This window comes from Marinobacter sp., assembly GCF_033722735.1.
Classification (GTDB): domain Bacteria; phylum Pseudomonadota; class Gammaproteobacteria; order Pseudomonadales; family Oleiphilaceae; genus Marinobacter.
On the sequence record NZ_JAWVYN010000004.1, the window covers coordinates 12,885 to 39,311 of the forward strand.

General features: G+C 62.3%; 22 protein-coding genes. 14 read left to right on the forward strand and 8 right to left on the reverse strand.

Translation table 11 applies throughout. The features are described from left to right. Positions 1-7: 7 nt before the first annotated feature. The 4 genes from R3175_RS04710 (at position 8) to R3175_RS04725 (ending at position 4,699) form a co-directional block, all read left to right on the forward strand. Entirely contained in the window at positions 8-1,357 is a 1,350-nt protein-coding gene (locus R3175_RS04710) for an adenosylmethionine--8-amino-7-oxononanoate transaminase (protein ID WP_318942718.1), read from the forward strand. 3 nt (positions 1,358-1,360) lie between these two features. Next, positions 1,361-2,110 carry a 16S rRNA (uracil(1498)-N(3))-methyltransferase gene (locus R3175_RS04715; protein ID WP_318942719.1) on the forward strand — a complete coding sequence of 250 codons (750 nt, stop codon included), beginning with the start codon at positions 1,361-1,363 and terminating at the stop codon, positions 2,108-2,110. A gap of 183 nt (positions 2,111-2,293) precedes the next feature. Further along, positions 2,294-3,529 (forward strand): hypothetical protein, encoded by a 1,236-nt coding sequence (locus tag R3175_RS04720; protein ID WP_318942720.1) that lies wholly within the window; start codon positions 2,294-2,296, stop codon positions 3,527-3,529. A gap of 144 nt (positions 3,530-3,673) precedes the next feature. After that, on the forward strand, positions 3,674-4,699 hold the full coding sequence (locus R3175_RS04725; protein WP_318942721.1) for an HDOD domain-containing protein: 1,026 nt from the start codon (positions 3,674-3,676) through the stop codon (positions 4,697-4,699). A gap of 22 nt (positions 4,700-4,721) precedes the next feature. On the opposite strand, the gene R3175_RS04730 is transcribed toward R3175_RS04725, so the two are convergent. Together R3175_RS04730 and R3175_RS04735 are read right to left on the reverse strand one after the other, a co-directional pair. Further along, positions 4,722-6,041 carry a YihY/virulence factor BrkB family protein gene (locus R3175_RS04730; RefSeq protein ID WP_318942722.1) on the reverse strand — a complete coding sequence of 440 codons (1,320 nt, stop codon included), beginning with the start codon at positions 6,039-6,041 and terminating at the stop codon, positions 4,722-4,724. Positions 6,042-6,107: 66 nt separating this feature from the next. Continuing rightward, positions 6,108-7,070, reverse strand: a complete 963-nt coding sequence (locus R3175_RS04735; protein ID WP_318942723.1) for a D-2-hydroxyacid dehydrogenase — start codon at positions 7,068-7,070, stop codon at positions 6,108-6,110. A 97-nt stretch (positions 7,071-7,167) separates the two neighbouring features. On the opposite strand from R3175_RS04735, the gene tmpT reads away from it, so the two are divergent. Continuing rightward, a complete protein-coding gene (gene tmpT / locus R3175_RS04740) occupies positions 7,168-7,827 on the forward strand; it encodes a thiopurine S-methyltransferase (RefSeq protein WP_318942724.1) in 660 nt (219 codons plus the stop codon). Positions 7,828-7,842: 15 nt separating this feature from the next. Here the strand turns inward: tmpT and R3175_RS04745 are convergent, their stop codons facing one another. Then, positions 7,843-8,172: a CPCC family cysteine-rich protein gene (locus tag R3175_RS04745; RefSeq protein WP_318942725.1), complete on the reverse strand. Its 330-nt coding sequence runs from the start codon at positions 8,170-8,172 to the stop codon at positions 7,843-7,845. Positions 8,173-8,619: 447 nt separating this feature from the next. Here R3175_RS04745 and R3175_RS04750 point away from each other — a divergent pair, with 447 nt between their 5' ends. The 5 genes from R3175_RS04750 to R3175_RS04770 all read left to right on the forward strand — a co-directional run bounded on the left by R3175_RS04750 (position 8,620) and on the right by R3175_RS04770 (position 15,936). Further along, positions 8,620-10,542 carry a PrkA family serine protein kinase gene (locus tag R3175_RS04750; protein WP_318942726.1) on the forward strand — a complete coding sequence of 641 codons (1,923 nt, stop codon included), beginning with the start codon at positions 8,620-8,622 and terminating at the stop codon, positions 10,540-10,542. Positions 10,543-10,569: 27 nt separating this feature from the next. Next, the gene (locus R3175_RS04755; protein WP_318942727.1) at positions 10,570-11,856 is read left to right on the forward strand and encodes a YeaH/YhbH family protein; all 1,287 of its coding nucleotides are present in this window, start codon (positions 10,570-10,572) and stop codon (positions 11,854-11,856) included. Then, positions 11,853-13,397: a SpoVR family protein gene (locus R3175_RS04760; protein ID WP_318942728.1), complete on the forward strand. Its 1,545-nt coding sequence runs from the start codon at positions 11,853-11,855 to the stop codon at positions 13,395-13,397. Before R3175_RS04755 ends, R3175_RS04760 begins: the two co-directional genes overlap by 4 nt. A gap of 131 nt (positions 13,398-13,528) precedes the next feature. Then, positions 13,529-15,229: an ABC transporter substrate-binding protein gene (locus tag R3175_RS04765; RefSeq protein ID WP_318942729.1), complete on the forward strand. Its 1,701-nt coding sequence runs from the start codon at positions 13,529-13,531 to the stop codon at positions 15,227-15,229. Further along, entirely contained in the window at positions 15,223-15,936 is a 714-nt protein-coding gene (locus R3175_RS04770) for a transporter substrate-binding domain-containing protein (RefSeq protein WP_318942730.1), read from the forward strand. Before R3175_RS04765 ends, R3175_RS04770 begins: the two co-directional genes overlap by 7 nt. Before the next feature lie 13 nt (positions 15,937-15,949). On the opposite strand, the gene R3175_RS04775 is transcribed toward R3175_RS04770, so the two are convergent. The 4 genes from R3175_RS04775 to R3175_RS04790 all read right to left on the reverse strand — a co-directional run bounded on the left by R3175_RS04775 (position 15,950) and on the right by R3175_RS04790 (position 21,058). After that, a complete protein-coding gene (locus R3175_RS04775; RefSeq protein WP_318942731.1) occupies positions 15,950-18,088 on the reverse strand; it encodes a TRAP transporter large permease subunit in 2,139 nt (712 codons plus the stop codon). 36 nt (positions 18,089-18,124) lie between these two features. After that, positions 18,125-19,204: a putative solute-binding protein gene (locus R3175_RS04780; protein ID WP_318942732.1), complete on the reverse strand. Its 1,080-nt coding sequence runs from the start codon at positions 19,202-19,204 to the stop codon at positions 18,125-18,127. A 162-nt stretch (positions 19,205-19,366) separates the two neighbouring features. Further along, the gene (locus R3175_RS04785) at positions 19,367-20,269 is read right to left on the reverse strand and encodes a bile acid:sodium symporter family protein (protein WP_318942733.1); all 903 of its coding nucleotides are present in this window, start codon (positions 20,267-20,269) and stop codon (positions 19,367-19,369) included. A 96-nt stretch (positions 20,270-20,365) separates the two neighbouring features. Continuing rightward, entirely contained in the window at positions 20,366-21,058 is a 693-nt protein-coding gene (locus R3175_RS04790; RefSeq protein ID WP_318942734.1) for a Crp/Fnr family transcriptional regulator, read from the reverse strand. Between the two features lie 119 nt (positions 21,059-21,177). On the opposite strand from R3175_RS04790, the gene R3175_RS04795 reads away from it, so the two are divergent. From R3175_RS04795 to R3175_RS04805, 3 genes are all read left to right on the forward strand, one after another. Beyond that, positions 21,178-21,948, forward strand: coding sequence for a class II aldolase/adducin family protein (locus R3175_RS04795; RefSeq protein ID WP_318942735.1), 771 nt, complete (start codon positions 21,178-21,180; stop codon positions 21,946-21,948). Positions 21,949-21,962: 14 nt separating this feature from the next. Then, on the forward strand, positions 21,963-22,556 hold the full coding sequence (locus tag R3175_RS04800) for an HD domain-containing protein (protein ID WP_318942736.1): 594 nt from the start codon (positions 21,963-21,965) through the stop codon (positions 22,554-22,556). Positions 22,557-22,866: 310 nt separating this feature from the next. Beyond that, entirely contained in the window at positions 22,867-24,309 is a 1,443-nt protein-coding gene (locus tag R3175_RS04805) for a wax ester/triacylglycerol synthase family O-acyltransferase (RefSeq protein ID WP_318942737.1), read from the forward strand. Between the two features lie 11 nt (positions 24,310-24,320). Here the strand turns inward: R3175_RS04805 and R3175_RS04810 are convergent, their stop codons facing one another. Next, on the reverse strand, positions 24,321-24,956 hold the full coding sequence (locus R3175_RS04810; RefSeq protein WP_318942738.1) for a TetR family transcriptional regulator: 636 nt from the start codon (positions 24,954-24,956) through the stop codon (positions 24,321-24,323). A 341-nt stretch (positions 24,957-25,297) separates the two neighbouring features. Here R3175_RS04810 and R3175_RS04815 point away from each other — a divergent pair, with 341 nt between their 5' ends. After that, the gene (locus R3175_RS04815) at positions 25,298-26,389 is read left to right on the forward strand and encodes a ferredoxin reductase (protein ID WP_318942739.1); all 1,092 of its coding nucleotides are present in this window, start codon (positions 25,298-25,300) and stop codon (positions 26,387-26,389) included. Positions 26,390-26,427 lie beyond the last annotated feature (38 nt).

Sequence of the window (26,427 nt, forward strand, 5' to 3'; positions counted from 1 at the left end):
GATCACCATGCGCAATGCCGACCTCGTCGCGAGAGACCTCAAGTCCGTCTGGCACCCCTGCACCCAGATGAAAGACCACGAAAGCCTGCCACTGATCCCGGTCAAGCGGGGCGAAGGCGTCTGGCTGGAAGACTTTGAGGGCAACCGCTACATCGACGCCGTCAGTTCCTGGTGGGTCAATCTGTTCGGACACGCCAATCCCCGGATCAACGCCGCCATTCAGGACCAGATCAGTCAGCTGGAACATGTGATCCTGGCCGGCTTCAGCCACGAACCCGTGGTCAACCTGTCGGAACGGCTGATCGACATCACCCCGGAAGGCCTGAGCAAGTGCTTCTATGCCGACAATGGCTCCTCCGCCATCGAGGCGGCGCTCAAGATGAGCTACCACTACTGGAAGAATCACGGCAAACCGGGCAAGAAGAACTTCGTCAACCTGGGCAACAGCTACCACGGCGAGACCCTGGGCGCGCTGGCCCTGGGGGACGTGGCCCTGTACAAGGACACCTACCAGCCATTGCTGATGGAGGTGATTACCGCCCCGTCACCGGACGCCTTCAACAAGGAGCCGGGGGAAACCGACGAGCAGTACGCGCTGCGCCAGTTCGAGGCGATGGAGAAGATCCTCGCCGAGCAGCATGAGGAAATCTGCGCGGTGGTGGTGGAGCCGCTGATCCAGTGCGCCGGCGGCATGCGCATGCACCATCCCATCTATCACACCAAGCTGCGTGAAGCCTGTGACCGCTACGGGGTGCACCTGATTGCCGATGAAATTGCCGTCGGCTTCGGCCGCACCGGCACCCTGTTCGCCTGCGAGCAGTCGGACATTTCGCCAGATTTCATGTGCCTGTCCAAGGGCCTGACCGCCGGCTACCTGCCCCTGTCCGTGGTACTGACCACCGACAACGTCTACAACGCCTTCTACGACGACTACGAGACCCTGCGGGCCTTCCTGCACTCCCACAGCTACACCGGCAACCCCATCGGTTGTGCGGTGGCCCTGGCGACGCTGGACATTTTCCGTGACGACAACGTCATTGAGAGCAACCGCCAGCTTGCCGCCTGCATGGCGGACTCGGTGGCCCATCTGGCGGATCATCCCCACGTGGGCGACATCCGCCAGCACGGCATGACCCTGGCCGTCGAGATGGTCAAGGACAAGGCCAGCAAGACCCCCTACCCCTGGCAGGAACGCCGCGGCCTTCGGGTCTACCAGCACGCCCTGACCCGCCAGTCACTGTTGCGTCCGCTGGGCAATGTGGTCTATTTCATGCCGCCTTACATCATCACCGAGGAACAGATCCGCCATCTGGCCCAAGTGGCTACCGAGGGCATCGAGATCGCGGTTCGGGACTGAGCGATGAGAATCCCCCGTATCCATACCCCGGTCGAGCTGGCCACCGGCGGCTCCCTAGACCTGGACGAGAAGGCCGCCCAGCACGTGGGCCGGGTGTTGAGAATGCAGCCGGGCCAGGCCCTGCTGCTGTTCAACGGCGACGGCCTGGACTATCCGGCCACCATTGCCGAAGTCGGCAAACGCAGGGTGACGGTGTCCCTGGGCAGACCCCAGCCCAACCGCTGTGAATCGCCCCTGCGCCTGACGCTGGGGCAAACCCTGTCCAAGGGCGACCGTATGGACTACGCCATCCAGAAGAGCGTGGAAATGGGGGTCACCACCATCGTGCCTCTGGCGACGGACCGCTGCGACGTCCGGCTCAAGGGCGACCGCGAGGAGAAGCGCCTGCGTCACTGGCAAGCGGTCGCCATCAGTGCCGCCGAACAGTGTGGCCGGGCCCGCGTGCCGGAGATTCTGCCGGTGATGTCCCTGGACCAATGGTTCCAGCATACTCGTGAGGTGGCGGTGCGACTGGTGCTGCATCACCGCACCAGCCAGGCCCTCACGGAACTGCCCCGGCCCGCAGAAGTGGCCCTGTTGATCGGCCCGGAGGGGGGGCTGACCGAAGAGGAAATTGCGGCCGCCGAACGGGCGGGGTTCCTGCCCACCACCCTGGGAGCCCGGGTCATGCGCACCGAAACCGCGCCGGTTGCGGCGATGGCGGTGTGCCAGTGGCTGTGGGGAGATTTCGCCCAGCCACCGGAAAAAAACTGACGTCCATCAAGGCACGAATGCCGCCGGGGCCCGGCACAGCAGTCATTGACAATGCGAACTGCTGGCAACATTATCCAGCGGTTGCTTCAGGAACCCAATTTTGGCGATGCGCGCCGCCGACCGCTCCGGCCAGGTCTGTGGCTACAGTAAAATCAAAACGATAAAACAACACGCGAGTTCCGGATGACGAATCTTTTTTACCAAGCTGAATTCTGGCAGTACCTCAGTATTCCGGTCATTGCCGCGCTGATTGGCTGGTCCACCAACTGGCTGGCCATCAAGATGACGTTCTACCCCCTCGAATTCATCGGTAAGCGCCCCATCTGGGGCTGGCAGGGCATCATTCCCTCCAAGGCCCGCAAGATGGCCGCCATCAGTGTCGACGCCACCATTTCCAAGATCGGCACCGTGCAGGAAATCTTCGAACAGATCGACCCCAAGGTGCTGGCGGCCCATATCGTGGCGTCGGTAGACCCCCGGGTGGAGGAATACGTCGACGAGATGATGCTGCGGGAATACCCCACCTTCTGGGAGAACCTGCCCATGTCTGCCCGGCGCATGGTCTACGACCGGGTGCGCAAATCCACCCCCTTGCTGGTGGACAACCTGGTGGACGACCTCGCTGACAACATCGAGGACCTGCTCGATATCAAGGGCATGGTCATCGACCGCCTGGCTACCGACAAACGGCTGCTCAACCGTATTTTCCTGGAGTGTGGCGAGGTGGAGTTCCGCTTCATCGTCAATTCCGGCCTCTACTTCGGCTTTCTGTTCGGGCTGGTCCAGATGGGCGTCTGGTTTTTCTACCAGGGCTGGTGGGTGCTGCCGTTCTTTGGCCTGCTGGTGGGCTGGGCCACAAACTGGATTGCCCTCAACGTCATCTTCCGGCCCCTGCGCCCCAGGAAAGTGGGACCGTTCAAGGTCCAGGGACTGTTCCTGCGCCGCCAGACCGAGGTGGCCCACTCGTTCTGCCATATCGTGACTCACGAGATTCTCACCGTCGGCAACATCATCAACGCCGTGCTCACCGGCCCCAGCAGCGAGCGGGCCCAGAACATGGTCAAGAAGCACATCAAACCGCTGGTGGACGAAACCGCGGGCATGGGCAAGGCACTGACCCAGATGGCTTTCGGCCCCACCGGCTTCGCCACCCTGAAGAACCAGGTGGGGGAAAAAGCATTGGAGATCTCCCGCACCTCGTTCAACAACCCGGTGTTCGAGCAGGACCGGGCCAAGGCAGTGGAATCGATCATGGTGGAGCGAATGGTGGCGCTCTCGTCAGAAGAGTTCCAGGACCTGCTGCGCCCCTGCTTCCAGGAAGACGAGATCAAGCTGATCCTGGTGGGCGCCTTCCTCGGCTTTGTCGCGGGGGCCTGTCAGTTCGTCTTCGTCTTCGGCCAATCCCTGAAATTTTTCTGATTGCCCTCTATACTTGCCGGGAGCCTCTGAACGTCAGAGATGATCCGGAGGTACTTGTGTCCCGCTGCGGTTAATGCGTTAACCTGGGCGGGGTACCTATCGCGGGAAACACGATACCACCTGGTCCGGCAGGGAGGGCAATGCATGCCAGGTTTTCTATCCTGGGTTTCTGGCTTGTTCGGCGACAAGAGCCCGGCCCCTCCCCCTGCCCGCTCACGCCTACTCAATCCCTCCACGTCCCCGGGAAATGACCTCGCCGCCACCGACGCCAGCCTGGACAAGCTGGAACAGCACCTGTTCTGCTGGCTGCTCGACACCCCCCCCAGCGAACTGACCCGTGACAGCGGGGACACCCATTCCATCATGGAAGAACTGAGCAAGCGGGTGCAGCAGGGCAAGCTGGACGAACTCCCTCGTCAACCCATGACCTTGCCGATGCTGATGCGGGCCCTGTCGGACCCGGACATCAGCCGCAAGGAAATTACCGACATCATCCTCAACGACCCGGCACTGACCGACCAACTGTTACTGGTCGCCAACAGCCCCTTCTTCCGGCCCGGCGACCAGACCATTGAGTCGGTGGATCAGGCGGTGTTTCTGTTGGGGATGGATGGCATTCGCAGCGTCATTGCGGCCGCCATCCTGCGGCCGATGATGGCGGCCCGCAACAGCGGTGAGGCGCTGTTCGCCCAGCGAGCCTGGCGTTGGGGACTCAGTTGCGCCCGCGCCGCCGAGCTGATTGCCCGCCTCCAGGGCAAGGATGCCAGCGCCTATTTCATGGTGGGGCTATTGCCGGCATTGTCCTACCTCACCCTGTACCGGGAAATCCTGCGAATTTATCGCGGCGCCCTGGCGGGGCCTGAGGTCCAGCCCGCGGTCGTCCTGCAGGCGCTGCAGCGGTTTGACTGGCGTATCTCGCAGCAGATCGCCAATCACTGGAACCTGCCTCCCCGCCATACCTCCTACCTGCTGGCGGCGGAACGACCATCGCCCCGCCAACAGCACACGCCACTGAACGATGGCATCATCCTCGGAACCCGGGAAATCCTGCGTCACGCCCACCAGCGCAACATGGGGGAGGACGAGCTGGCGGCCCTGCTTTCACTGACTGAAGGGCAGTTCCACACGGTCCGCAGCGAGCTGGTCAACATGCTTCGTGACGGGCATTAGCGTTCTTCGCGGAACCGCACCGTCACTCCACCGGTGTTTCGGGTTCCTGTTTCAGTAACGCCTCAAACGTCATCTCCCCCAGTGGAATGGGCCGGGTTAACAGTTCTGCCGGCAATACCCGCGGCAGCCGGTCCACCATCCGGTCATCGTCCCGGCGCACCGCCCGGAGCACGTCCGCCACGGTAATCAGGTCCAGGGAACGGCCGGGCACCAACAGATCGCCATTCTCGCCGGCCAGGGACAGCAGGCCGGCGCGGATAAGCTTGTCACTGAGCTGCCGGGTCACCTCCCCCGGCACCCGCAGCCGGTTTTCCAGCGCCTCCTGCTGGGGCGCCGGTCGTCCTTCACTGAACGGCTTGCAGACCAGCCACATCAGCACCAGCGCCGCGTTTTCCTGGAGCTCCGCCGATGGTCGTACGCGAAACCGTTTGGCGACGGCCCCCGGGTTTTGCAGGTAGAAGGCGATGCTGGAGCCCAGCAGCAGGATCATCCAGTTCACGTACACCCAGATCAGCAGGATGATGCCGATGGCAAAACTGGAGTAGATGGCTGCATACTTCGCCGAGCCGGCCACAAAGGAGGCAAACAGCATGCTGCCCCCCTGCCAGGTGATGCCGGCCAGCAGGCCACCGACGAAGGCATAGCGCAGTTTGACCCGGGTATTGGGCATGAAGACGTAGACGAAGGTGAAGGCTCCGACCACCAGGAAGAAGGGCATCAGCCGGCTGATGGACAGAATCACCATGCCGAAGGGCTCCACCTCCATCAGCCGCTGCACGAAGGCCGACGACAGGATGGTCGCGGTCATGCCCAGCGCCGACACCATCAACAGCGGACCGATCATGATCACGCTGAGGTAATTGCTGAAGCGCTGCGCCATTGACCGCATATCCGGCACTCGCCAGATCACGTTGAACGAACGCTCGATCTTCTGCACCAGGGAGATCACCGTGTACACCAGCAGTGCCAGCCCCACCGACCCCAGCACACCCACTTTCATGTTATCGACAAAGCCTAGGATCCGGTTGCCGAGTTCCACCCCCTGCGGGCCCATGGGCTCGAAAAACTGGAACAGGAACGGCTCCAGCTTCTGGTGTACCCCCATCGCCTTGAGCACGGAGAAACTCAGCGCCAGCAACGGCACGATACTCAGCAGCGTGGTATAGACCAGACTCATGGCGTGCAGTGTGAGATTGCCCTGCAGCAGGTCCCTCGCCAGGGCATAGGCCGTCCGACCGCTGGTGTAGAGCCAGGTCCAGGGGCGGTGCTGGGGCGGATTCGGATTGGCAAGAATCCAGGTTTCGACGGCTTTCAATCGGTCTTTGATTTGGCGCGAGGTCACGGGCTGTCCTGTTAACTTGCTGAATCCCAAAAGTCGTTGCGGCGAATATTGCTTAGGATAGCCGACTCAGACCACATAGTGGGCACTGGTCCCGGACCGGAAACCCTCCAGGTTGCTGGCGGTGATCCAGACAATGCGTTGGCGGGCCTCCTGGCTGGCCCAGGCCGAGTGCGGGGTGACGATCAGGTTGGGGATGTCATCGGCCAGGAGGGGGTTACCGTTGCGGGGTGGCTCCTCGCTCAGCACATCGAAGCCGGCGCCGCCAATGGTGCCGCTACGCAGGGCATCGGCCAGCGCCTGTTCATCCACCAGGCCGCCGCGGCTGGTGTTGATCAGCAGCGCATGGGCCGGCATCTGCTGCAGCTGCCGGACGCCAATCAGGTGCCGGGTTTGCTCGGTCAGCAGGCAATGCAGGGACAGCACATCCACCTTCGGCAGCAGTTCGTCCAGGGGCAGCCGCTGGTAGCCGTCCACCTCGCCCCGGGGCTGGCCCGGCCGGGCCCCCAACAGCACCTTCATGCCAAACGCCCGGGCCCGCTCCGCCACGCCCCGGCCCAGATCGCCGTAGCCCACGATGCCCAGGGTGCGGCCTTCCAGCTCGATGATCCGGTGCCCCATCAGGCAGAACATGTCACTGGCGGCCCACTTCCCGGCCTGTACGTCCCGGTGGTAGTCCAGCAAGCGGGTGGCCAGGGCCAGCATCAGCGCCATGGTGTGCTGGGCCACGGTCGAGCGACCGTACTTCACCACGTTCACCACGCGGACGCCATGGTCCCGCGCCGCTTCCAGATCGATGTTGTTGACACCGGTAGCCACTACCGCCACCAGCTTCAGCTCGGGACAGGCCTCAAAGTGCTCCCGGGTCAGCACCACCTTGTTGGTGAGCACGGTGTCGTGCCCCTGCAGGCGCGCCAGCACCTGCTCCGGTGCGGTCCGCTCATGGCAGGTCAACGAATCCGTGACGCGCTCGATGGGTTCCAGGTCCACGTCGGCGCCCAGGGTCATGGCATCCAGAAATACCGCTTTCATACCGTATCCTTACTCAGACGTTTCGAGGGTTTCAACTTGCTGCCAGTAGATTACACTCAATGGGAGATGCTTTCCCGACCATAGAAAGAGAACGGCCATGGAACACGAATTCTGGCATAACCGATGGGCCAACAACGAAATCGGCTTTCACGAAGGCAGCGTCAACCAGTTCCTCCACGATCACTGGTCCACGATGGTGGATGGCAACAGCAACGACACGGTGCTGGTGCCCCTGTGCGGCAAGTCTCACGACATGTGGTGGCTGAACGACCTGGGCCACCCGGTCATCGGTGTCGAGCTGAGCGAAGTTGCCTGCAAGGATTTCTTCGCCGAGGCGCAGGAGAAGGCTTCGGTGCATCCCGGTGAACCCTTCATCAAGTTCCGCCACGACACCCTGGAGCTCTGGTGTGGCGATTTCTTCCAACTGGTTCCCGAAGACCTGAAGAACGTACGCCTGGTCTACGACCGCGCCGCCCTGATTGCGCTACCACCGGCCATGCGCCGGGACTACGTGGAGCACCTGACGGCGGTGATTCCCGACGGCAGCCACATCCTGCTGCTGACCCTGGACTACCAGAACGAGGACGTCCAGGGCCCGCCGTTCAACGTCAGTGACGAAGAGGTCCGGGCCCTGTACGGGGAGGACTACGATGTCGAGCTGCTGCTGAAACAGGACATGCCGGCGGACAGTCCCTTTGCCAAACGCAAGGGGCTCCACCGGGCCACCGAAGGCGTGTTTCGGCTCAGCAAGCTGTAGCATCGGTGATCCGGGCTACAGACGCCGCTCCTGACGGTAGCGGTGCCGCTGATCCGGCCGCAACACATGCCGGACCATGGCCTGTTCGCAGGCCCCGAACAGTTCGAAGTTCTCGCGCCCCTGCCGAAGGGTCATGCCCCGATTGGGGCCGGACGCCTGATCCAACTCATCAATGTCCTGACCATCATCCTCCCAGAAGCAGACGGGGCAGATCTGATAGCTGCCCCGCTCGGCCAGCGTAATGTAGTCGCAACAGGGGCACTGGGCCCGGGGTTCGGTGCCCACCGGCCCGTCCCAAAGGAGGGTGTCGTTCTTGCCAAAGGCGCGCTTGATCCAACTGAACATGGTCTACTGCTGTCCAAAATGTTCCATCGCCACCAGCCCACTCCTGGACTCATGGCACGAGGCGTGCAGTGTACTGATTTCAGGGCACAACTCCACAGGCACATGAGGCCGGCCCACCCCTACCAACCGGCCAACCGGGGGCAGGTTAGACCAGAGATAACCTTGAACCTTCTGGAAACAAAAGCGATGGTCAAGCTGTCCAAGAGCCAAAGACTGAACTAAGCTGAGAGTATCGACGGCGGTACCCTCAGGTTGGGTAACGGTTCGGTCGACACCATTCTCAACTATCCAACTAAAACACCAAACGCCGCTGGCGTTGCCAACTGGAACGGGGATTTTTACGTGAGTCACGAATGACAGACAGGACTGCTGAACGCTGACGACAACACCGTCGGCACCAACACAATTCCAAGTTCAGTGGTCCCGTCGCTAGAGCGAGGGTGAACCATGAGCATAGTGCAGCACTTCAAGACACGGTATGACGCAACCCAGGAGGAAGAGTATTCCCTGGAGGAATACCTGGAGATCTGCAAACAGGACAAATCCGCATACGCCACGGCCGCCGAGCGCATGTTACTGGCCATTGGCGAGCCGGAGCTGGTGGACACCTCACGGGATGCCCGGCTGTCCCGTATCTTTTCCAACAAGGTCATCAAGCGGTATCCGGAATTCTCCGAGTTCTACGGCATGGAAGACGCCGTGGAGAACATTGTCTCGTTCTTCCGCCACGCCGCCCAGGGCCTGGAGGAGAAGAAACAGATCCTGTACCTGCTGGGCCCGGTGGGGGGCGGTAAGAGTTCCCTCGCCGAGAAACTGAAGCAGCTCATGCAGAAGGTGCCCTTCTACGCGATCAAGGATTCCCCGGTCAATGAAACCCCGCTGGGCCTGTTCGATCCGGAGGAAGACGGCCCCATCCTTGAAGAAGAGTTCGGCATTCCCACCCGCTACCTGAACACCATCATGTCACCCTGGGCGGTCAAGCGACTGCACGAGTTTGGGGGCGACATCAGCAAGTTCCGGGTGGTCAAGCGTTACCCGTCTATCCTCGACCAGATCGCGGTCTCCAAGACCGAGCCCGGTGACGAGAACAACCAGGACATTTCGTCCCTGGTGGGCAAGGTCAATATCCGCATGCTGGAAGACTATTCCCAGGACGACCCGGACGCCTACAGTTTCAGCGGCGGGCTGTGCCGCTCGAACCAGGGGCTGATGGAGTTCGTGGAGATGTTCAAGGCCCCGATCAAGGTTCTGCACCCCTTGCTGACCGCCACCCAGGAAGGCAACTACAACACCACCGAGGGCATGGGCTCGGTGCCCTTCGATGGCATCATCCTGGCCCACTCCAACGAGTCCGAGTGGCAGACCTTCCGCAACAACAAGCACAACGAGGCATTCCTGGACCGGGTCTACATCGTCAAGGTGCCCTACTGCGTGCGGGTCACCGAAGAGATCGAGATCTACCAGAAGCTGCTCAAGAACAGCTCCCTGTCCGGTGCGCCCTGTGCCCCGGACACCCTGAGCATGCTGGCCCAGTTCTCCGTGCTGTCCCGAATCAAGGAGCCGGAAAACTCCAGCATCTTCTCGAAGATGCGGGTTTACGACGGCCAGAACATCAAAGACACCGACCCCAAGGCCAAATCGATCCAGGAATACCGGGATTCGGCGGGAGTCAACGAGGGCATGGAGGGGCTGTCAACCCGCTTCGCCTTCAAGATCCTGTCCAAGGTGTTCAACTTCGACACCACCGAGGTGGCGGCCAACCCGGTGCACCTGCTGTACGTGCTGGAGAAGCAGATCGAACAGGAGCAGTTCCCGGCGGATGTCCAGGAACGCTACCTGCGCTTTATCAAGGAATTCCTGGCACCGCATTATGTGGAGTTCATTGGCAAGGAAATCCAGACCGCCTACCTGGAAAGCTACAGCGAGTATGGCCAGAACCTGTTCGACCGCTACGTGACCTACGCCGACTTCTGGATTCAGGATCAGGAGTACCGCGATCCGGAGACCGGCGAGATCCTCGACCGCTCTGCCATCAACGACGAGCTGGAGAAAATCGAGAAACCGGCGGGCATCAGCAACCCGAAGGATTTCCGCAACGAGGTGGTCAACTTTGTACTGCGGGCCCGGGCCAACAACCAGGGGCAGAACCCGTCCTGGCTCAGCTACGAGAAGCTGCGTAGCGTGATCGAGAAGAAAATGTTCTCCAACACCGAGGATCTGCTGCCGGTGATTTCCTTCAACCCGAAAGCCAGTCAGGAAGACCAGAAGAAACACAAGCAGTTCGTCGAGCGGATGGTCGACCGTGGCTACACCGAGAAACAGGTTCGCCTGTTGGCGGAATGGTATCTGCGAGTGCGGAAATCCCAGTAATGCAGTAAGCGAGGTGCAGCAATGGGTATGACCCACATCGTTGATCGACGCCTGAACGGGAAGAACAAGAGCGCAGTGAACCGGGAACGGTTCCTGCGCCGCTACCGTCAGCACATCAAGAAAGCCGTGGCGGACGCGGTCCAGCGTCGCTCCATCACGGACATTGAACGGGGCGAGAGTGTCAGCATTCCGTCCCGGGACATCCAGGAGCCCATCTTCCGCCACGGCCAGGGCGGCCGGCGGGAAATCGTGCACCCGGGCAACCGCGAATATGTGGCCGGGGACACTCTCCCCAAACCCCAGGGGGGCGGTGGCGGCCAGGGCGGCGGCCAGGCCAGCCCCGATGGCGAGGGCATGGACGAGTTTGCCTTCCAGATCACCCAGGAAGAGTTCCTCGACTTCCTGTTCGATGACCTGGAGTTGCCGAACCTGGCCCGCAAGCAGCTGAAAGACACCGAGACCTTCAAGTGGGTCCGGGCTGGCTACTCGACCCAGGGGGTCCCGGCGCGACTCGACATTGTCCGCTCCCTGCGCGGCGCCCATGCCCGGCGCCTCAGCCTGGGGGGCGCACGGCGGCGCAAGTTGCGGGATCTGGAGGAGCAACTGGCCGAATTGAAGGCGGCGCCGGAAGAGCAGGACCCCGCCTTTCGCAAGGAGGACCAGATCCAGGCCCTGGAGGATGAGATTACGCGGCTCAAGAGCAACCTCCGTCGCATTCCCTTCATTGATGAGATCGATCTGCGCTATCGCCAGCACCGCAAGCAGGCGCAACCGGCCACCAGTGCCGTGATGTTCTGCCTGATGGACGTGTCCGGGTCGATGACCCAGATGCACAAGGACATCGCCAAACGGTTCTTCATCCTGCTCTACCTGTTCCTCAAGAAGAACTACAAGAAGATTGACGTGGTCTTCATTCGCCACCACACCAGCGCCAAGGAGGTGGACGAAGAGGAGTTCTTCTACTCCCGGGAAACCGGCGGCACCATCGTCTCCAGCGCCCTGAAGCTGATGAAGAAGATCGTCGAGGCCCGCTACTCGCCGTCGGAATGGAACATCTACGCGGCCCAGGCCTCCGATGGCGACAACTGGAACGATGACTCGCCGGTGTGCGGCAAGCTGCTGAAAGACGGCATCCTGCCGCTGGTGCAGTATTTTGCCTATGTCGAGATCACCCCCCAGGATCACCAGATGCTGTGGTACGAGTACGAAAAAATCATGGAGGAAAATCCCCACAGCTTCGCCATGCAACAGATTGCCGATGCCAGCGAGATTTATCCGGTATTCCGACACCTATTCGAGAGGAAGGCTGCATGAGCGACACCATCGATCAGGCCCCCGAGGCGACCGAGCGTAAACCGATCTCCACCGGCTCGGAATGGACGTTCGAGCTGATCGGAAAATACAACGAGGAAATCGCCAAGTGTGCCCAGGAGTATGGGCTGGAGACCTACCCCATCCAGATCGAAGTCATCAGTGCCGAGCAGATGATGGATGCCTACAGCTCCGTGGGCATGCCGGTGGGCTATCACCACTGGTCGTTCGGCAAGCAGTTCCTCAACACGTCGAAGCAGTACAAGCGTGGCCAGATGGGGCTGGCCTATGAGATTGTCATCAATTCCAACCCCTGCATCGCCTACCTGATGGAGGAAAACACCCTGCCCATGCAGGCGCTGGTCATTGCCCACGCCTGCTATGGCCACAACTCCTTCTTCAAGAACAACTACCTGTTCCGCACCTGGACCGACGCCAGCGCCATCATCGATTACCTGGTCTTCGCCCGTAATTACGTCTCGGAATGCGAGGAGCGGTACGGGGTGGAAGCGGTGGAGGAGATCCTCGATTCCTGCCACGCGCTGATGAACTACGGGGTCGACCGCTACAAACGCCCCGCCCCCATCTCCGCCAGCGAGGAACAGCGCCGTCAGAAGGAGCGGGAGGAATACCTGCAGCGGCAGATCAACGATCTCTGGCGCACCATTCCCAAGGGCCCGGAGGACGAGGAGGAGAAGAACCGGCGCAAGCAGCGTTACCCGCAGGAACCCCAGGAGAACCTGCTGTACTTCATTGAAAAGAACGCGCCCCTGCTGGAAACCTGGCAACGGGAGATCATCCGCATCGTGCGCAAGATCGCCCAGTACTTCTACCCCCAGCGCCAGACCCAGGTGATGAACGAAGGCTGGGCGTCGTTCTGGCACTACACCCTGCTCAACCGGCTCTATGAAAAAGGCCTGGTCACCGACGGCTTCATGATGGAGTTCCTGCAAAGCCATACCGCGGTGATCTACCAACCGCCGTTCAACAGCCCCTGGTACTCGGGCATCAACCCCTACACCCTGGGTTTCTCGATCTACACCGACCTGCGCCGGATCTGCGAGGACCCCACCGACGAGGACCGGGAATGGTTCCCGGATATTGCCGGCTCCGACTGGGTGGAGACCCTGCATTTTGCCATGAAGAACTTCAAGGACGAGAGCTTCATCCAGCAATTCCTGTCCCCCAAGGTCATGCGCGACATGAAACTGTTCGCCATCGAAGACGATGATCAGGAGGACTTTTACCGGGTGACCGCCATTCACGACGAGTCCGGGTACCGTGTCCTGCGCGAGAAGCTGGCCCGCCAGTACAACCTGAGTTACCGGGAGCCCAACATCCAGGTCTGGAATGTGGATCTGCGTGGTGACCGCTCCCTCACCCTGCGCCACGTGCCGGCGGACCGGGTACCGCTGGACGAGGACACCGACGAGGTCTTGCGCCACACCCATCGGCTGTGGGGCTTCGACGTCCATCTGGAGAGTGTTGACGATGGCACCGTGGTCCAGGAGTTCCACTGTCCGCCCCGGGATCTGGACGACTGAGTCAGGGCCGGGGTCCGGGCCGGGACTGCGGATCCGGCCTGGAATGCTGTGTGGCAGCATCGGAAAAATTCCCAGAATGTCCTACACTTGGAACTAGTTATTACTTTAGGTTCGTCGCCCAGGGAGCCCAGATGAAGTTCAACCCGGTCAGGCTTGCCGTCCTGGCAGTCCTTCCCGCTGTGGGGGTGGCAGAGACAGGCCCCTCCGAGAGCGCCATTGAGCACTGGCTCACCGAGGAATTCCAGCAATCCACCCTCGCCCCCGCGCAACAGCGGGAAGAACTGCGCTGGTTTGCCGAGGCGGCCGAACCCTACCGGGGCATGACCATTCGCGTGGTTTCGGAACGCATCGACACTCACGCCTACGAGGCCAATGTGCTCGCCCGGGCCTTCGAAGACATTACTGGCATCCAGGTAATTCATGAAATCACCGGCGAAGACGATCTGGTGAAGAAGATCCAGGCCCAGATGGACACCGGCCTCAATATCTACGACGCCTACATCAACGATACCGACTTCATTGGCACCCACTACCGCCGGGGCAAGACAGTGGCCCTGACCGACTACATCGCCGGAGACGGCGCTGGGGTCACCCTGCCCACCCTGGACCTGGACGATTTCATCGGCCTGGCCTTCGGGATGGCACCCGATGGCAAGCTGTACCAGTTACCCAGCCAACAGTTCGCCAACCTGTACTGGTACCGCCACGACTGGTTCAACCGGGAAGACCTTCAGCAACGGTTCCAGGATCGCTACGGCTACCCGCTCGGGGTGCCCCAGAACTGGGCGGCCTACGAAGACATTGCCGACTTCTTTACCAACCAGGTTGGCGAGATTGACGGCCAGCGGGTCTGGGGGCATATGGACTACGGCCGCACCGACCCCTCCCTCGGCTGGCGGATCTCCGACGCCTGGCTCAGTCTGGCCGGCGCCGGTGACCCGGGGCTGCCCAACGGCTTGCCGGTGGACGACTGGGGCATCCGGGTGGAAGGCTGCCATCCGGTTGGCGCCTCCGTGGCCCGTGGTGGCGCCCTGGACAGCCCGGCAGCCATCTATGCGGTGGACAAGTACATCGAATGGCTGGAGCGGTTTGCACCGCCGCAAGCCTACAACATGACCTTCACCACCTCCGGCGAATGGGTAGCCCAGGGCCAGGTGGCCCAGCAGATCTTCTGGTATACCGCCTTCCTGCCGGCCGTCACCCGGCCCGACACCAAGGTGGTGGACGACGACGGCCAGCCTCTGTGGCGGATTGCGCCCTCACCACGGGGGGCCTACTGGCAGGCGGGCATGAAATCCGGTTACCAGGATGCCGGCGCCTGGACCTTCCTGCGCAACACCCCGCCGGACCGACTGGCCGCCGCCTGGCTCTATGCCCAATTCACCGTCTCCAAGACCGTCTCGCTGCGTAAACTGCTGGTGGGCCTGACCCCGATCCGGGCTTCGGACATCGAGTCCGACCTCTTCGGAGCCCACGCCCGCGAACTCGGCGGCCTGGTGGAGTTCTATCGCAGTCCCGCCCGCAACATCTGGACCCCGACCGGCACCAACGTGCCGGATTACGCCGCCCTGTCCGGCTACTGGTGGCAGCAGGTGGGCCGGGCCGTGCGCAGGGAGGTCAGCACGGAGGAGGCCATGGCAGACATGGCCAAACAGGTGGATGCCCAGTTGGCGCATCTGGCCCGGAAACCGGACCGGAGCTGCGCCCCCAAGCTGCATCCCGAGGAACCCCGGGAGACGTGGCTGTCCCGGCCCGGCGCCCCCAAGCCCGCCAGGGACACCGACGTCGCCCCCTGGACCCTGCCCTACGAGGAGGCCATCAAACAGTGGTAACACGCATCGCGATCCTGCTGCTGGGGCTGTTGGCCAGTCAGGCGGTCTCGGCGGAGCCCCTGAAGCTGGTGACCTTCCACATACCGCCGCTGGTGTCCCTGTCGAACCGGGCCGCCCCCTCCGGTTATGCCATTGACGTCGTGCGTCGGATGTTTGACCGGGCGGGGGACGACTACGAACTGGAGATCCAACCGGTAAAACGGGCCATGCGCAGTGCCATCGACACCCCCGGCACCTGTGTCTTCCCCATTGACCGGTCCCAGGAGCGGGAAGCCAGCCTGAGCTGGATCGGGCCGGTCTCCGTCGCCCGACACGGTTTCTACAGCGCCCCGGCCCGCCCCTACACCCTCCGCAGCCTGACCGATGCCCGGCCCTATACCATTGGCAGCTATCTGGGCAGCGGCGTGGGGGAGTATCTGCAGAGCCTGGACTACAAGGTTCACCTGGCCACCCAGAACCACCTGGGACTGCTCATGCTGCAGGCGGGCCGGGTGGATCTGTGGATTTCTGACACCCGCTCCGCCCCCATCATCGCCGAGCGCCTCGGCGTCGAACTGGGCGAGCCGGAGCTGGTGTTCTTCACCACCCTCAGATCCCTGGGCTGTAACCGCGACACCGACCCGGCCAGACTGGCGGCGCTGGAAACCGCCCTGCTGGAGCTCTACAACAGTGGCGAACTGCAGGACATTCTGCAGCTGGAGCCCTGAATGCCCGCGCACATCACGGCCACCCGGTCGCCAGCAACAGGCTGTGGCCTGTCTCCGACAGCAGCGGTGTGAAGGTCACGATCAGCAACGCGGAGCCCATCACCAGCACCGGCAGGATGAAGCGGAAGTTGCGCTGCCAGAAAGAGCCATGCAGGCTTTCCCAGGCCTCCGGCACACCGACCACCTGCCGGGTCAGCAGGTGATTGAGGGCCACCGGAGGCGTCAGGTAGCCCATCTCGAACGCCAGCACGGTCATCACCCAGAAATGCAGCGGCTCGATGCCGTTATTGAGGGCGATGGGCGCCAGGGTCGCGTTCACCAGCAACACCGCCCCGTAGGGGTCCATGATCATCCCGATCACCACCAGCATCCCCATCAGCAGCGCCAGGGTCAGCCAGACCGAGCCCAGGCTGTCCGGGAACAGCTCCAGCAGGCCGGATCGCTCGATCAGGCCGCCGACGCTGACCGACAACGCCATCAGCATCAGCAAAGCCCCAATCAGCGCGGTGGAGTCGTCGGTGGCCCGCAGGACCGCCTGTCGATACCCCACCGGAGCAGGCTGTTGATCCGGTGAATGCGGGTCGTTGTGCTCCGGATCGGGTTCGTTCAGTAGCAGCCGCTCCATGGCCAGGATCGACAGCATCACCAGCGGCAGGATGGCCGGCGCGGAAAACTCATCCAGGCCCCGGCCTAGCAGCAGTTCCCACGCCAGGATGACGGCGGCGAACACCGCCACATAGGGCAGCAGCGGCCCCAATGCTCGCAGCATGCCCGGAATGGCCCGGGCCGGCGAGGCGATCCTCAGGGTGGAGCGTCCGCCCAGCAGCAGCACGAAAAGGGTATACACCAGCGCCGTCAGCAACAGCACCCGGGCACCGGCGCTGAACAGCTCGTCGGTGGTGACGCTGTTGTTGAGGGTGGCCACGATCACCACCAGCAGACAAGGCCGCAACATGGTCCCCATGGAACCGGAGATGGCGGTGGTGGCCAGGGCCAACTGCTCCGAGGTGCCCGCCCGTCGCAACTCCCGGTACAGGGTCATGCCGGCGGCCAGGATAAAGATCCCCGAGGCGCCGCTGTAGGCCGTGGGCAGGGCCGTCAGCAGCAGCACCACCACCCCCAGCCACTTGGGGGGCAACTGCCAGGGCCGGATCACATCGAACACCTTCCGCGGCAGGTGGCTGCGCGCCAGCAACATGCCCACCCAGACATAGAGGCCGAGGCTGAGAAACAGCGCCGACAGCTCGGCCATCATGTTCAGGTAGACCGCGATGCCGTGGTAAAAACCGTGATAGGCAAACTGCAACGCCGCGCTCAGGCACATGAAGCTGTACAGCGGCACGCTGAGCAGGGCCCGGGACCAGGAGCCGCTCGCCGGCAGATCGGTGCGGGGCCGGGTCAACTGATAGCCGGAAATCACGGTCAGCAGACCGAAGCCGATCACCCAGACATCGTGCATGAACAGGTGTGCCAGGGGCATGCCGGCGGCGGCCTGGGCCAACTCCTGCTGGCGGTAGAGCCAGGCGGAGAGGGTCAACAGGGCGTTGGCGATCAGCTGAGCCACGGTGGCCACCCGATCGTCCCGCTGGCTTTCCACCGGACGCAAGGCTATATGCTGGCGTCTTAACGTGGCCGCCGCGGCGCAGAACAGCAGCATCAGCCCCAGCAACACCCGCCGGTTGCCGGTGACCAGTACCACTGCCTGGGACAGCCCCGCTTCCATTGCCGCAAAGGCCCCAACCGCCGGCGTATCGAGCGCCTGCAACCGGTGCCAGTTGGCCCACTCCCGGCGACAGGCCTCGGCCTTGCTCTGCAGGGAGTCGCGAATGGCCGAGCGGTCAAGCTGGCCGCCAAAGACATCGGCGAACGGATCGTTGGCCAGCTCGGCCTGTTTGACACGGACTGCCTGCTCAACCGCCCGCTCCAGATCCGGCTGCGGCTCACAGGTGGGCGCATCCAGGTGATCGATCACCCGCAAATGGAAGTAGTCCGGCCAGGTGGCGCCGCCGATCTCCAGCAGCCGGGAGTGCAGGGTTTCCCCCACCGACGCCAGCAGCGTGAGAAGCAGGATCGCCAGCATGGGCAGGCCGGACATCCAGCGCGCGAGGCTCAGCGCCCCCGGACGGCTCAGGGTATCGGATTGTGAAGCCATGGCTTGTTCAACCGGCAGTATGATGAGGGACCCGGCTTACTCGACGGGATGGGTGCACTCTTCCCGGCTGCCGTCGGCACGGCAGCGGATCTTGCGCTGGAGGGTCAGCATATCGCCACTGTAATAACCCTCCTCCCGCAGTTGCAGGCGGGCCTGCTGCATCATCCGTTCGTACTCCAGGCGATCCTGCTCGGGAATCTCGATGAACCACTTCTCCGGCACCTTGGCCTCTTCCATGGTGACCCGGCTGATGATCTCGTCGAAGCCCTGGTAGAAGGCCTCACGGACGAACTGGGCCAGCTCGTTGGGCACCACCTCGGCACGACCAATCAGCTGCATGGTGATGTGGGTCAGCGGCAGATCAATGATGCCACCGTTGGGCTCCAGGCCCTTGTGCAACTCCAGCACCTCGTAGCCCGCCAGCGGCGCTGCCAGTACATCCACCACCCCGGTGTTGAACATGTTGGGAGCATTGACGATGTCCGCCACCACCGGAGTGGCGCCAACTCCGGCGATCATCCGCGCCTGGGTCGGGTCGTAGTCCAGCACCACCACCCGCTTGCCGGATGCCTTGGCCAGGGTATTGATGGAACGGTCGTTAACGAAGACATGGGCGGCGCCGCCCGGGGCGATCCCCATCACCACATAGTCGCCGCTCACCATACGGTCGGCACTGCGGGGATCGGCCATCAGTTGCAGGGCCAGGCGCATCTGCGCCCGCTCCGGAAAGCCACCGATGGAATCGAGCGTACCGGTGTACTTGTTGAACAGCCGGGCCCGCAGCCCGCTCATCAGGGCTGCGTCGCAGGTACCGGATTTGAGCTCCTCCACCATGATGGATTCGCTGGTGTAAGGCACCATTTCCACATTGATGCCGTACTGGAGTATCTTGCGGCGCTGATCCTGGGCCGCCGCGAAGATCGGACCGGAACGTCCAAAGATGTCCCAGATGCAGACCCGGTAGGTGCGATTGGGGTCGGGCTCCAGACCGGTCAGCGCCTGCATGGCGTCGATCCGTTCCTGCAGTGGCAGACTCTGGTCATAGACCTGTTCCCGCAACGCCGATTCGTTCGCCAGGGCCGGCAGGGACAGGCACAGCAGGAGTGGCAGCGCCACGAGGCAGTGCCGGAGTAACGGGAGGTGTCGGGCAAGCATTGTTGTTATTCCTGTCGATGAGAGAACCGGTGGACGGCGAGGTCCACCGGCTTCAAGACTATCAACTTTCCGGTCCTGACAACCTGTCTCGTCAGGCCAGCGGACGGGATCTTGCTCGCAGAATTACGGTTTGCCCTGGACGGGTTCGACTCCGGACAGGGCGGCCCCGGGTATCAGACGTCGACCGACAACAACCAGTACGAACCCGGTGACGAACATCAGCACGCCATAGACCGCAGCAGGAATGGACATCTCGCTGGACTCCAGCAGGGTCAGCGTGACCATCAGGGCAATGGTGCCGTTCTTGATGCCCAGTTCCATGGCAACGGCCAGGGATTCCCGTTGTGACAGGCCGGTCAGGCGGCTGACCATCAGTCCCACCACGATGCCCGCCACGTTCAGCCCGATCGCGGCAGGCCCGGCACCGGCCAGCAACTCTCCCAGACGGTCCCGGATGCCGTACAACAACCCGACAATCAGCAGGGCCAGTACGATCCCGCCGAAGACACTCACCACCCCTTCAGCCCGCTGTGCCGTGGCGGGCGTCCGGGTTCGGATGACCATGCCGATGGCCACCGGAAACAGCACGATGCCAACCAGCATGGCGATGGTCTTACCCACCGGCAACACGATGTCCTCCTGAGCGCCGAAGTAAACCTGTAACGCCCAGTTGGTGAAGAAAGGCAGGGAAAGGATGGTGATCAGGCTGGCGGAGACCGTCAACAGGATCGATAGGGCGACGTTCCCCCGGGCCAGCAATACAAACAGGTTGGAGGTCGTGCCACCGGGACAGGCTGCGATGATCACCAGACCGACGGCCAGGGCCGGCGCCAGCCCCAGCAGCCAGGCCAGGGCGAAGGCCACCAGCGGCATCAGCAGGATCTGGGCGATGGTGCCGACCACCATGCCCCGGGGGTTGACGGTGACCTGGCGAAAGTCCCTCAGGGTGAGGGTCATGCCAATACCGATCATGATGATGAACAGAGAAACCGGCAGTCCGATGGAGATGAGCGGGCTGGATTCCATAAGTGTCTCCTGGATAGTTATTGTTATTAACCACCTGTTGTGGCCGTATGGTTATTGTTGCGTCAGCACGACACGACGGACCGAACCGGGGCGCTCTCAGTCGAGCGTTTTCAGGTAAGCCAGCAACGCCCGGGGGTCGGTGATGGTGATGCGACCGTAGTCCAGCCGTATCAGCCCTGCCTCTTCAAAGCGTTTGATCACCTTGTGCACTCCCTGACGGGTCATCCCCATCATATTGGCCATGTGTTCCCGGGTCAGCCGGAAGGTCACCGGCTCGGAACTGACCTCCCCCGCCCCCTGGATCTGTGCCAGGAACAGCAGGCGTCGGCCGATCCGCGCCTCGATCCCCCGCAGGGCATCGTCTTCGATGATCGACATGGCCGACCACAGACGCCGGCTGACCAGGTCAAGGGCCACCGGATAAGCCTGCGGGTAACGGGCCAGTAACCGCTGGAACCCCTCTCCTGGCAACTCGACGATGGTGACGTCTTCGTGGGCCGTGGCGCCATAGACCCGTGGCGTGCCCGGCGAAAACACCGTATCACCAAACCAAGCGCCGGCATCGAAGATGATCAGCGTCGCCTCCCGGCCTGCGGCGTTCACCGAACTGATCCGCACAGTGCCCGAGGCGATCACACACAGGGCGGACTGCATCGAGCCCTTGGCATAGATCATCTTTTCGGACGCAAAGCGTCGCAAACGGGCCATGGCGACGGCTTCATCGAATGCCTGTTCCGGCAGCCCCGCCAGTAACGGACAGCCTTTCAGTACCGCTTTGATATCGGTCATGGAAAAGTCTACAGAGTTGTCACCCGACACAATGTAAACCATTTGACAGTTTTGTGCTCCGGCTCCTGCCTACACTCACTAAGCACCCAACAACAATCACCACCGAGAGAGAATGGACCATGTCTGAACAACTGGCGATTCCGTCCAAGAAAGACCAGGTCAGCGCCGAGGAGTGGCAGCTTCGCGTCGACCTGGCTGCGGCCTACCGGCTGATTGCCCTGAACGGCTGGGACGATCTGATTTTCACGCACATCTCTGCCCGCATTCCCGGCGACGATCACCACTTTCTCATCAACCCCTACGGCATGATGTTCGAGGAAATCACCGCCTCCAGCCTGGTGCGAGTCGACCAGGCCGGCAACAAGCTCAATCCGGAGGATTTCGACATCAACCCGGCCGGCTTCACCATCCACAGCGCCATTCACGCGGTGCGGGAGGATGTGGTCTGCGTGATGCACACCCACACCACCGAGGGGGTGGCGGTGTCCGCCCAACAGGAAGGCCTGCTGCCGCTGTCCCAACAGAGCCTGTTCCCGCTGTCCAACCTGGCCTATCACGACTACGAAGGCGTGGCCCTGTGGGAAGACGAGAAGGCCCGCCTGCAGGCGGACCTGGGCGACAACAACTTCATGATCCTGCGCAACCACGGCCTGTTGACCACCGGCGGCTGCATTGCCGACGCCTTCCTGGGCATGTACATCCTGCAGAAGGCTTGCGAGGTGCAGATTCAGGCCTTGGCGGGTAACCGTGCATTGACGCCGATTCCCGAAGGCATTGTCGACACCATTCGTCAGCAGGCGGAGCAGGTGACCAAGGGCATGGGCGGCAAGCTGGCCTGGCCCGGCCTGCTGCGCAAGCTGGATCGGATCGATTCGGGTTTCCGGGACTGAGGAGGAACAGGAACATGGACAGCAACGCCCCTCAAGCAACGTTTACCCATATGAAAGACGGCACTGCGGAAGACTGGCAAGTCATTGCCCAGTCGTTCGGCCGATTCGCCAGGACTCTGCCGGACCGTGTCCTGGAACACCTGAAACTGCTGGAAGGCGACTTTGGAGGCTTCCCGGTGGATCGCCTCACCCACTGCCTGCAAACCGCCACCCTGGCCCACCGGGATGGCAAGGACGACGAGTACGTGGTGTGCGCCCTGCTCCACGACATTGGCGACACCCTGGGCACCTACAACCATGCGGACGTCGCCGCGGTGCTGCTCGAGCCCTTCGTCAGTGAGGCCAACCACTGGATGATCAAGCACCACGCCATCTTCCAGGGCTATTACTTCTTCCACTATCTGGGCATGGATCGTAACCAGCGGGACAACTACCGGGACCACGCCCACTTCATGCAGACCATCGAGTTTGTCAGCAAGTACGACGCCCCGGCCTTCGATCCGGACGGCGAAACCCTGCCCCTGGACTATTTCGAGCCCATGGTGCGCAAGGTGTTTGCCCAGCCGGTGCGCTCCCTTTACAGGGAAGCCGAGGCCGTCATGGAGTAACCGGCTCCGCAGGCACTGGCCCTCGTTCGGGGGCCAGGCATTTCTCCCCTGCCCCCTCCACCGTAAGTCTCACTCGTCTCGCTACGTGGTTATACGTATACTCGGAAGAATTACATGGAACCTTTGGCCGATAATAACCGTTTTTTCTTAATCTGGATTGTTATCGGAAACAACGTCGAAGCGTGCGCCAAGACACGCAAGTATGGAAGCGGTGCAGCCTGGACTCGGCCCCATATCGAGGCCAAGGCTCAACACATAAAACGACACTCTCGGACCCATGGGTTGTCGGGGAGAGGCAAGAGGACGAAGTATGAAACGTTTGGGAACATTGGATGCATCCTGGCTGGCGGTGGAATCGGAAAACACCCCAATGCACGTGGGCAACCTGCAAATCTTTTCACTGCCGGAGGGAGCCTCGGATACCTTCCTCCGCGACCTGGTCACCCGCATGAAAGCGGCGCGGCAGGTGGAAAAGCCCTGGTGCTGCAAGCTCGCCTTCCCCGGCCACCTGGGCCGTGTGGTGGCACCGGCCTGGAAGATCGACGACGACATTGACCTGGATTACCACGTCCGCCACTCGGCGCTGCCGAAGCCCGGCGGCGAACGGGAACTGGGCATCCTGGTGTCCCGCCTGCATTCCAATCACCTGGACTTCAACCGGCCACTGTGGGAATGCCACATCATCGAAGGGCTGGAGAATAACCGGTTTGCGATGTACACCAAGATGCACCACTCGATGATCGACGGCATCAGTGGTGTGCGCCTGATGCAACGGGTGCTGTCCACCGATCCCAACGAAACCAACATGCTCCCTCCCTGGGCGGTACGTCCCGAGCAACGCCGGGCCAGCAAGACCGACAGGGAAGCCTCGCTCCACGGCGCCTGGTCCCAGGCGAAAGAGGCCCTCAAGCTGCAGACCGACATTGCCCCCCGGCTGTGGGGCGCCATGACCCGGCTGGCGAGCTCCGCCCGTCACCCCGAAGACGGCCTGACCGCGCCGTTTACCGGCCCTGTCTCGCTGCTGAATCACCGGGTCACCCCGCAGCGGCGCCTGGCCACCCAGCATTACCAGCTTGCCCGGCTCCGCCGGCTGGCCAAGCTCGCTCACGCCTCAATGAACGACATTGTGCTGTATCTGTGCGGCACGGCACTGCGCCGTTTCCTGCTGGATCAGCATCAGCTGCCGGACACGCCGCTGACCGCGGGTATTCCGGTCAACATCCGCCCGGCGGACGATCAGGGTACCGGCACCCAGATCAGTTTCATGATCGCCTCCCTGGCCACCGACGAAGGGGACCCGCTGACCCGGCTGAGCACCATCAAGGAATCCACCCGCCGAGCCAAGGAACACTTGCAGAAGTTGCCCAAGAAAGCGCTGACCCAGTACACCATGATGCTGATGTCGCCCTACATCCTGCAGCTGATGTCGGGCATGGGCGGCCGCATGCGGCCGGTGTTCAACGTCACCATCTCCAACGTGCCGGGACCCAGCCGCACCCTGTACTACGAGGGCGCCAAGCTGGAAGCCATGTATCCGGTGTCGTTGATTGCCCACGGTGGCGCCCTCAACATCACCTGCCTGAGCTACGACGGCTCACTGAACTTCGGCTTTACCGGCTGCCGGGATACCCTGCCGAGCATGCAGCGACTGGCGGTGTTCACCGGCGAGGCCCTGGACGAGCTGGAAGAGTTGCTGTTGCCGCCGGCTGAGGAAGCGCAGGATATCACCGACCAGGTGGCCGCCAAGGCCTGATCCAGCGACCATCACTCGGGGCGGCTGGCGGTCCGCCAGTTGGCCGCCCCGACGAAGATCAGCTGCAGGAAGCGGGTGGTTCGGACCTTGATCTGGTCAACCTGGTATTCGTCGTCCGGAGACACGCCGATGAGGTCGGTCAGGCTGAAGGCGACGGTACGCACCACCAGGTCACAGGTCAGCTCCAGATCGGCATCGCTGAGGTGGTCGGCCAGCCGCAGGCGTCGCAGGTCGTTGCTCAGCTCGCTGGAGAAGAAGCGCAGCTCACTGCGAATCCCTTCCTGAACCGCCCGGCTTTCCCCCGCCAGCCCCTGTGCCATAAAGATGAAGAAGTTTCGGTTCTGCTGCACATGACTGATGAAGATGGCGACCGACTCCTCCATCAACTTGTCCGCCTGCAGCACGTTTTGGCGAGCCTCCCGCATCATCCGCCGCAACACCAGCCCCAGCTCGTCCACTAACTGCAACCCCAGGTCATCCATGTTGCGGAAGTGGCGGTAGAAGGCGGTCGGGACCACCCCGGCCTGCCGGGTCACTTCGCGAATACCCAGGCTGGCAAAGTGGCGCCCCTTCCCCACCAGGGTCAGCGCAGCTTCCATCAGCTTTTCCCGGGTTTCTCCCGGCTTGCGACGCTTACGTTCTGCCATAACGAACGACTTCTCTTTCCCTAATCGATAGCGGCCATGCGCCTGTCAGGTACCGTCTGACGGCGCATTAGCCGCCAGCAGACACAGGATGGCAAACAAGTGTACACAAAAAAGCCATCGGTGCGACACACTTCCTGTCATTAAAGGCCCTAACGGCGGCATTCCCCAACACCTGAAAAGAGTCCCACGCCCAAACGCCCAGAGCGGCCCGGGCCAGCCGGCCACTGGAGACGGCCCACCCGTTGACAACAAATCTGTTGACAGGCCAACTTCTCCTTGTGTACATTCGTACACAACACGTGAACACTTGTACACATGGAGAGGAAACCATGCTGTCTTTAATGGAAAACAATCGCCCCCTTCGCTGGCTCGGCAAGCAGCTTTTCAATCGGGAAGACCCGGCTGCGTTCTTCGATCCCCTGCTCGCCAGTGTCGATCCCATGCTGGTGCGGCAGTACGTGCCGGCCAAGGTAACCGCCATTGTCGACGAAACCGCCGACACCAAAACATTCGTGCTGAAGCCGGCTGCTCGCTGGACCGGTTTCGAGGCCGGGCAACATGTGAACATCTGTATCGAAATCGATGGCGTCCGGCTCAACCGAACCTTCAGCCTGTCCAGCTCGCCCAAGCAGTGGCTGCAGCACGGCACTGTAACGCTGACCATCAAGCGCCTGCCGGGTGGCAAGGTCACCAACTGGATGCACGACCACCTGGAAGTGGGTTCTACCCTGGGGCTTGCTGACGCCTTCGGCGACTTCCTGGCACCTGAACAGCCGGAACCCCTGCTATTCATTGCCGGTGGCAGCGGTGTGACCCCAGTGCTGAGCCTGCTGGAAACCCTGGCCGCCGATGAATACCGGGCGCCGGTGACCCTGCTCTATTTTGTACGCACGCAGGCCGATGTGATCGGTGCCGAGAAGCTGCACGCCCTGCGCCAACGCTGGCCCGCCCTGACCCTGCACGTGGTGGCCACTGACGTGGGCGAGACTCCGGAATACCTCAACGACGGCCACCTGGACGCGGTACCGGGCATTGGCGCGCGGCGCTGTTACCTGTGCGGCCCCAAGGGCCTGATGGACCTGGCCAACGATCTGCTGCACCAACGCAGCATCCACGAGGACCGCATTCACTGCACCTTCTTCTCCGCCTCACAGGCGGCCCTGCCCAGCGATGACCTGGGCGGCGAAGTGCAGTTCGAGCGCAGCGGCGTGAAAGTGGAATCCGAAGGGGATGCCAACTTGCTGGACATCGCCGAAGCCGCTCAGCTGTCCCCGCAATACGGCTGCCGCATGGGCATCTGTCATCAATGCAGTTGCAAGAAGACCAGCGGCACGGTGATCAACCGACTGACCGGCAAGGCGTCCGGCCCGGGTGAGGAGAGCATCCAGCTGTGCGTTTCCGTCCCACAGGGACCGGTCAACATCGATCTTTGATCACCACGATCTGACCCGAATTCGAGAACATAAGGACG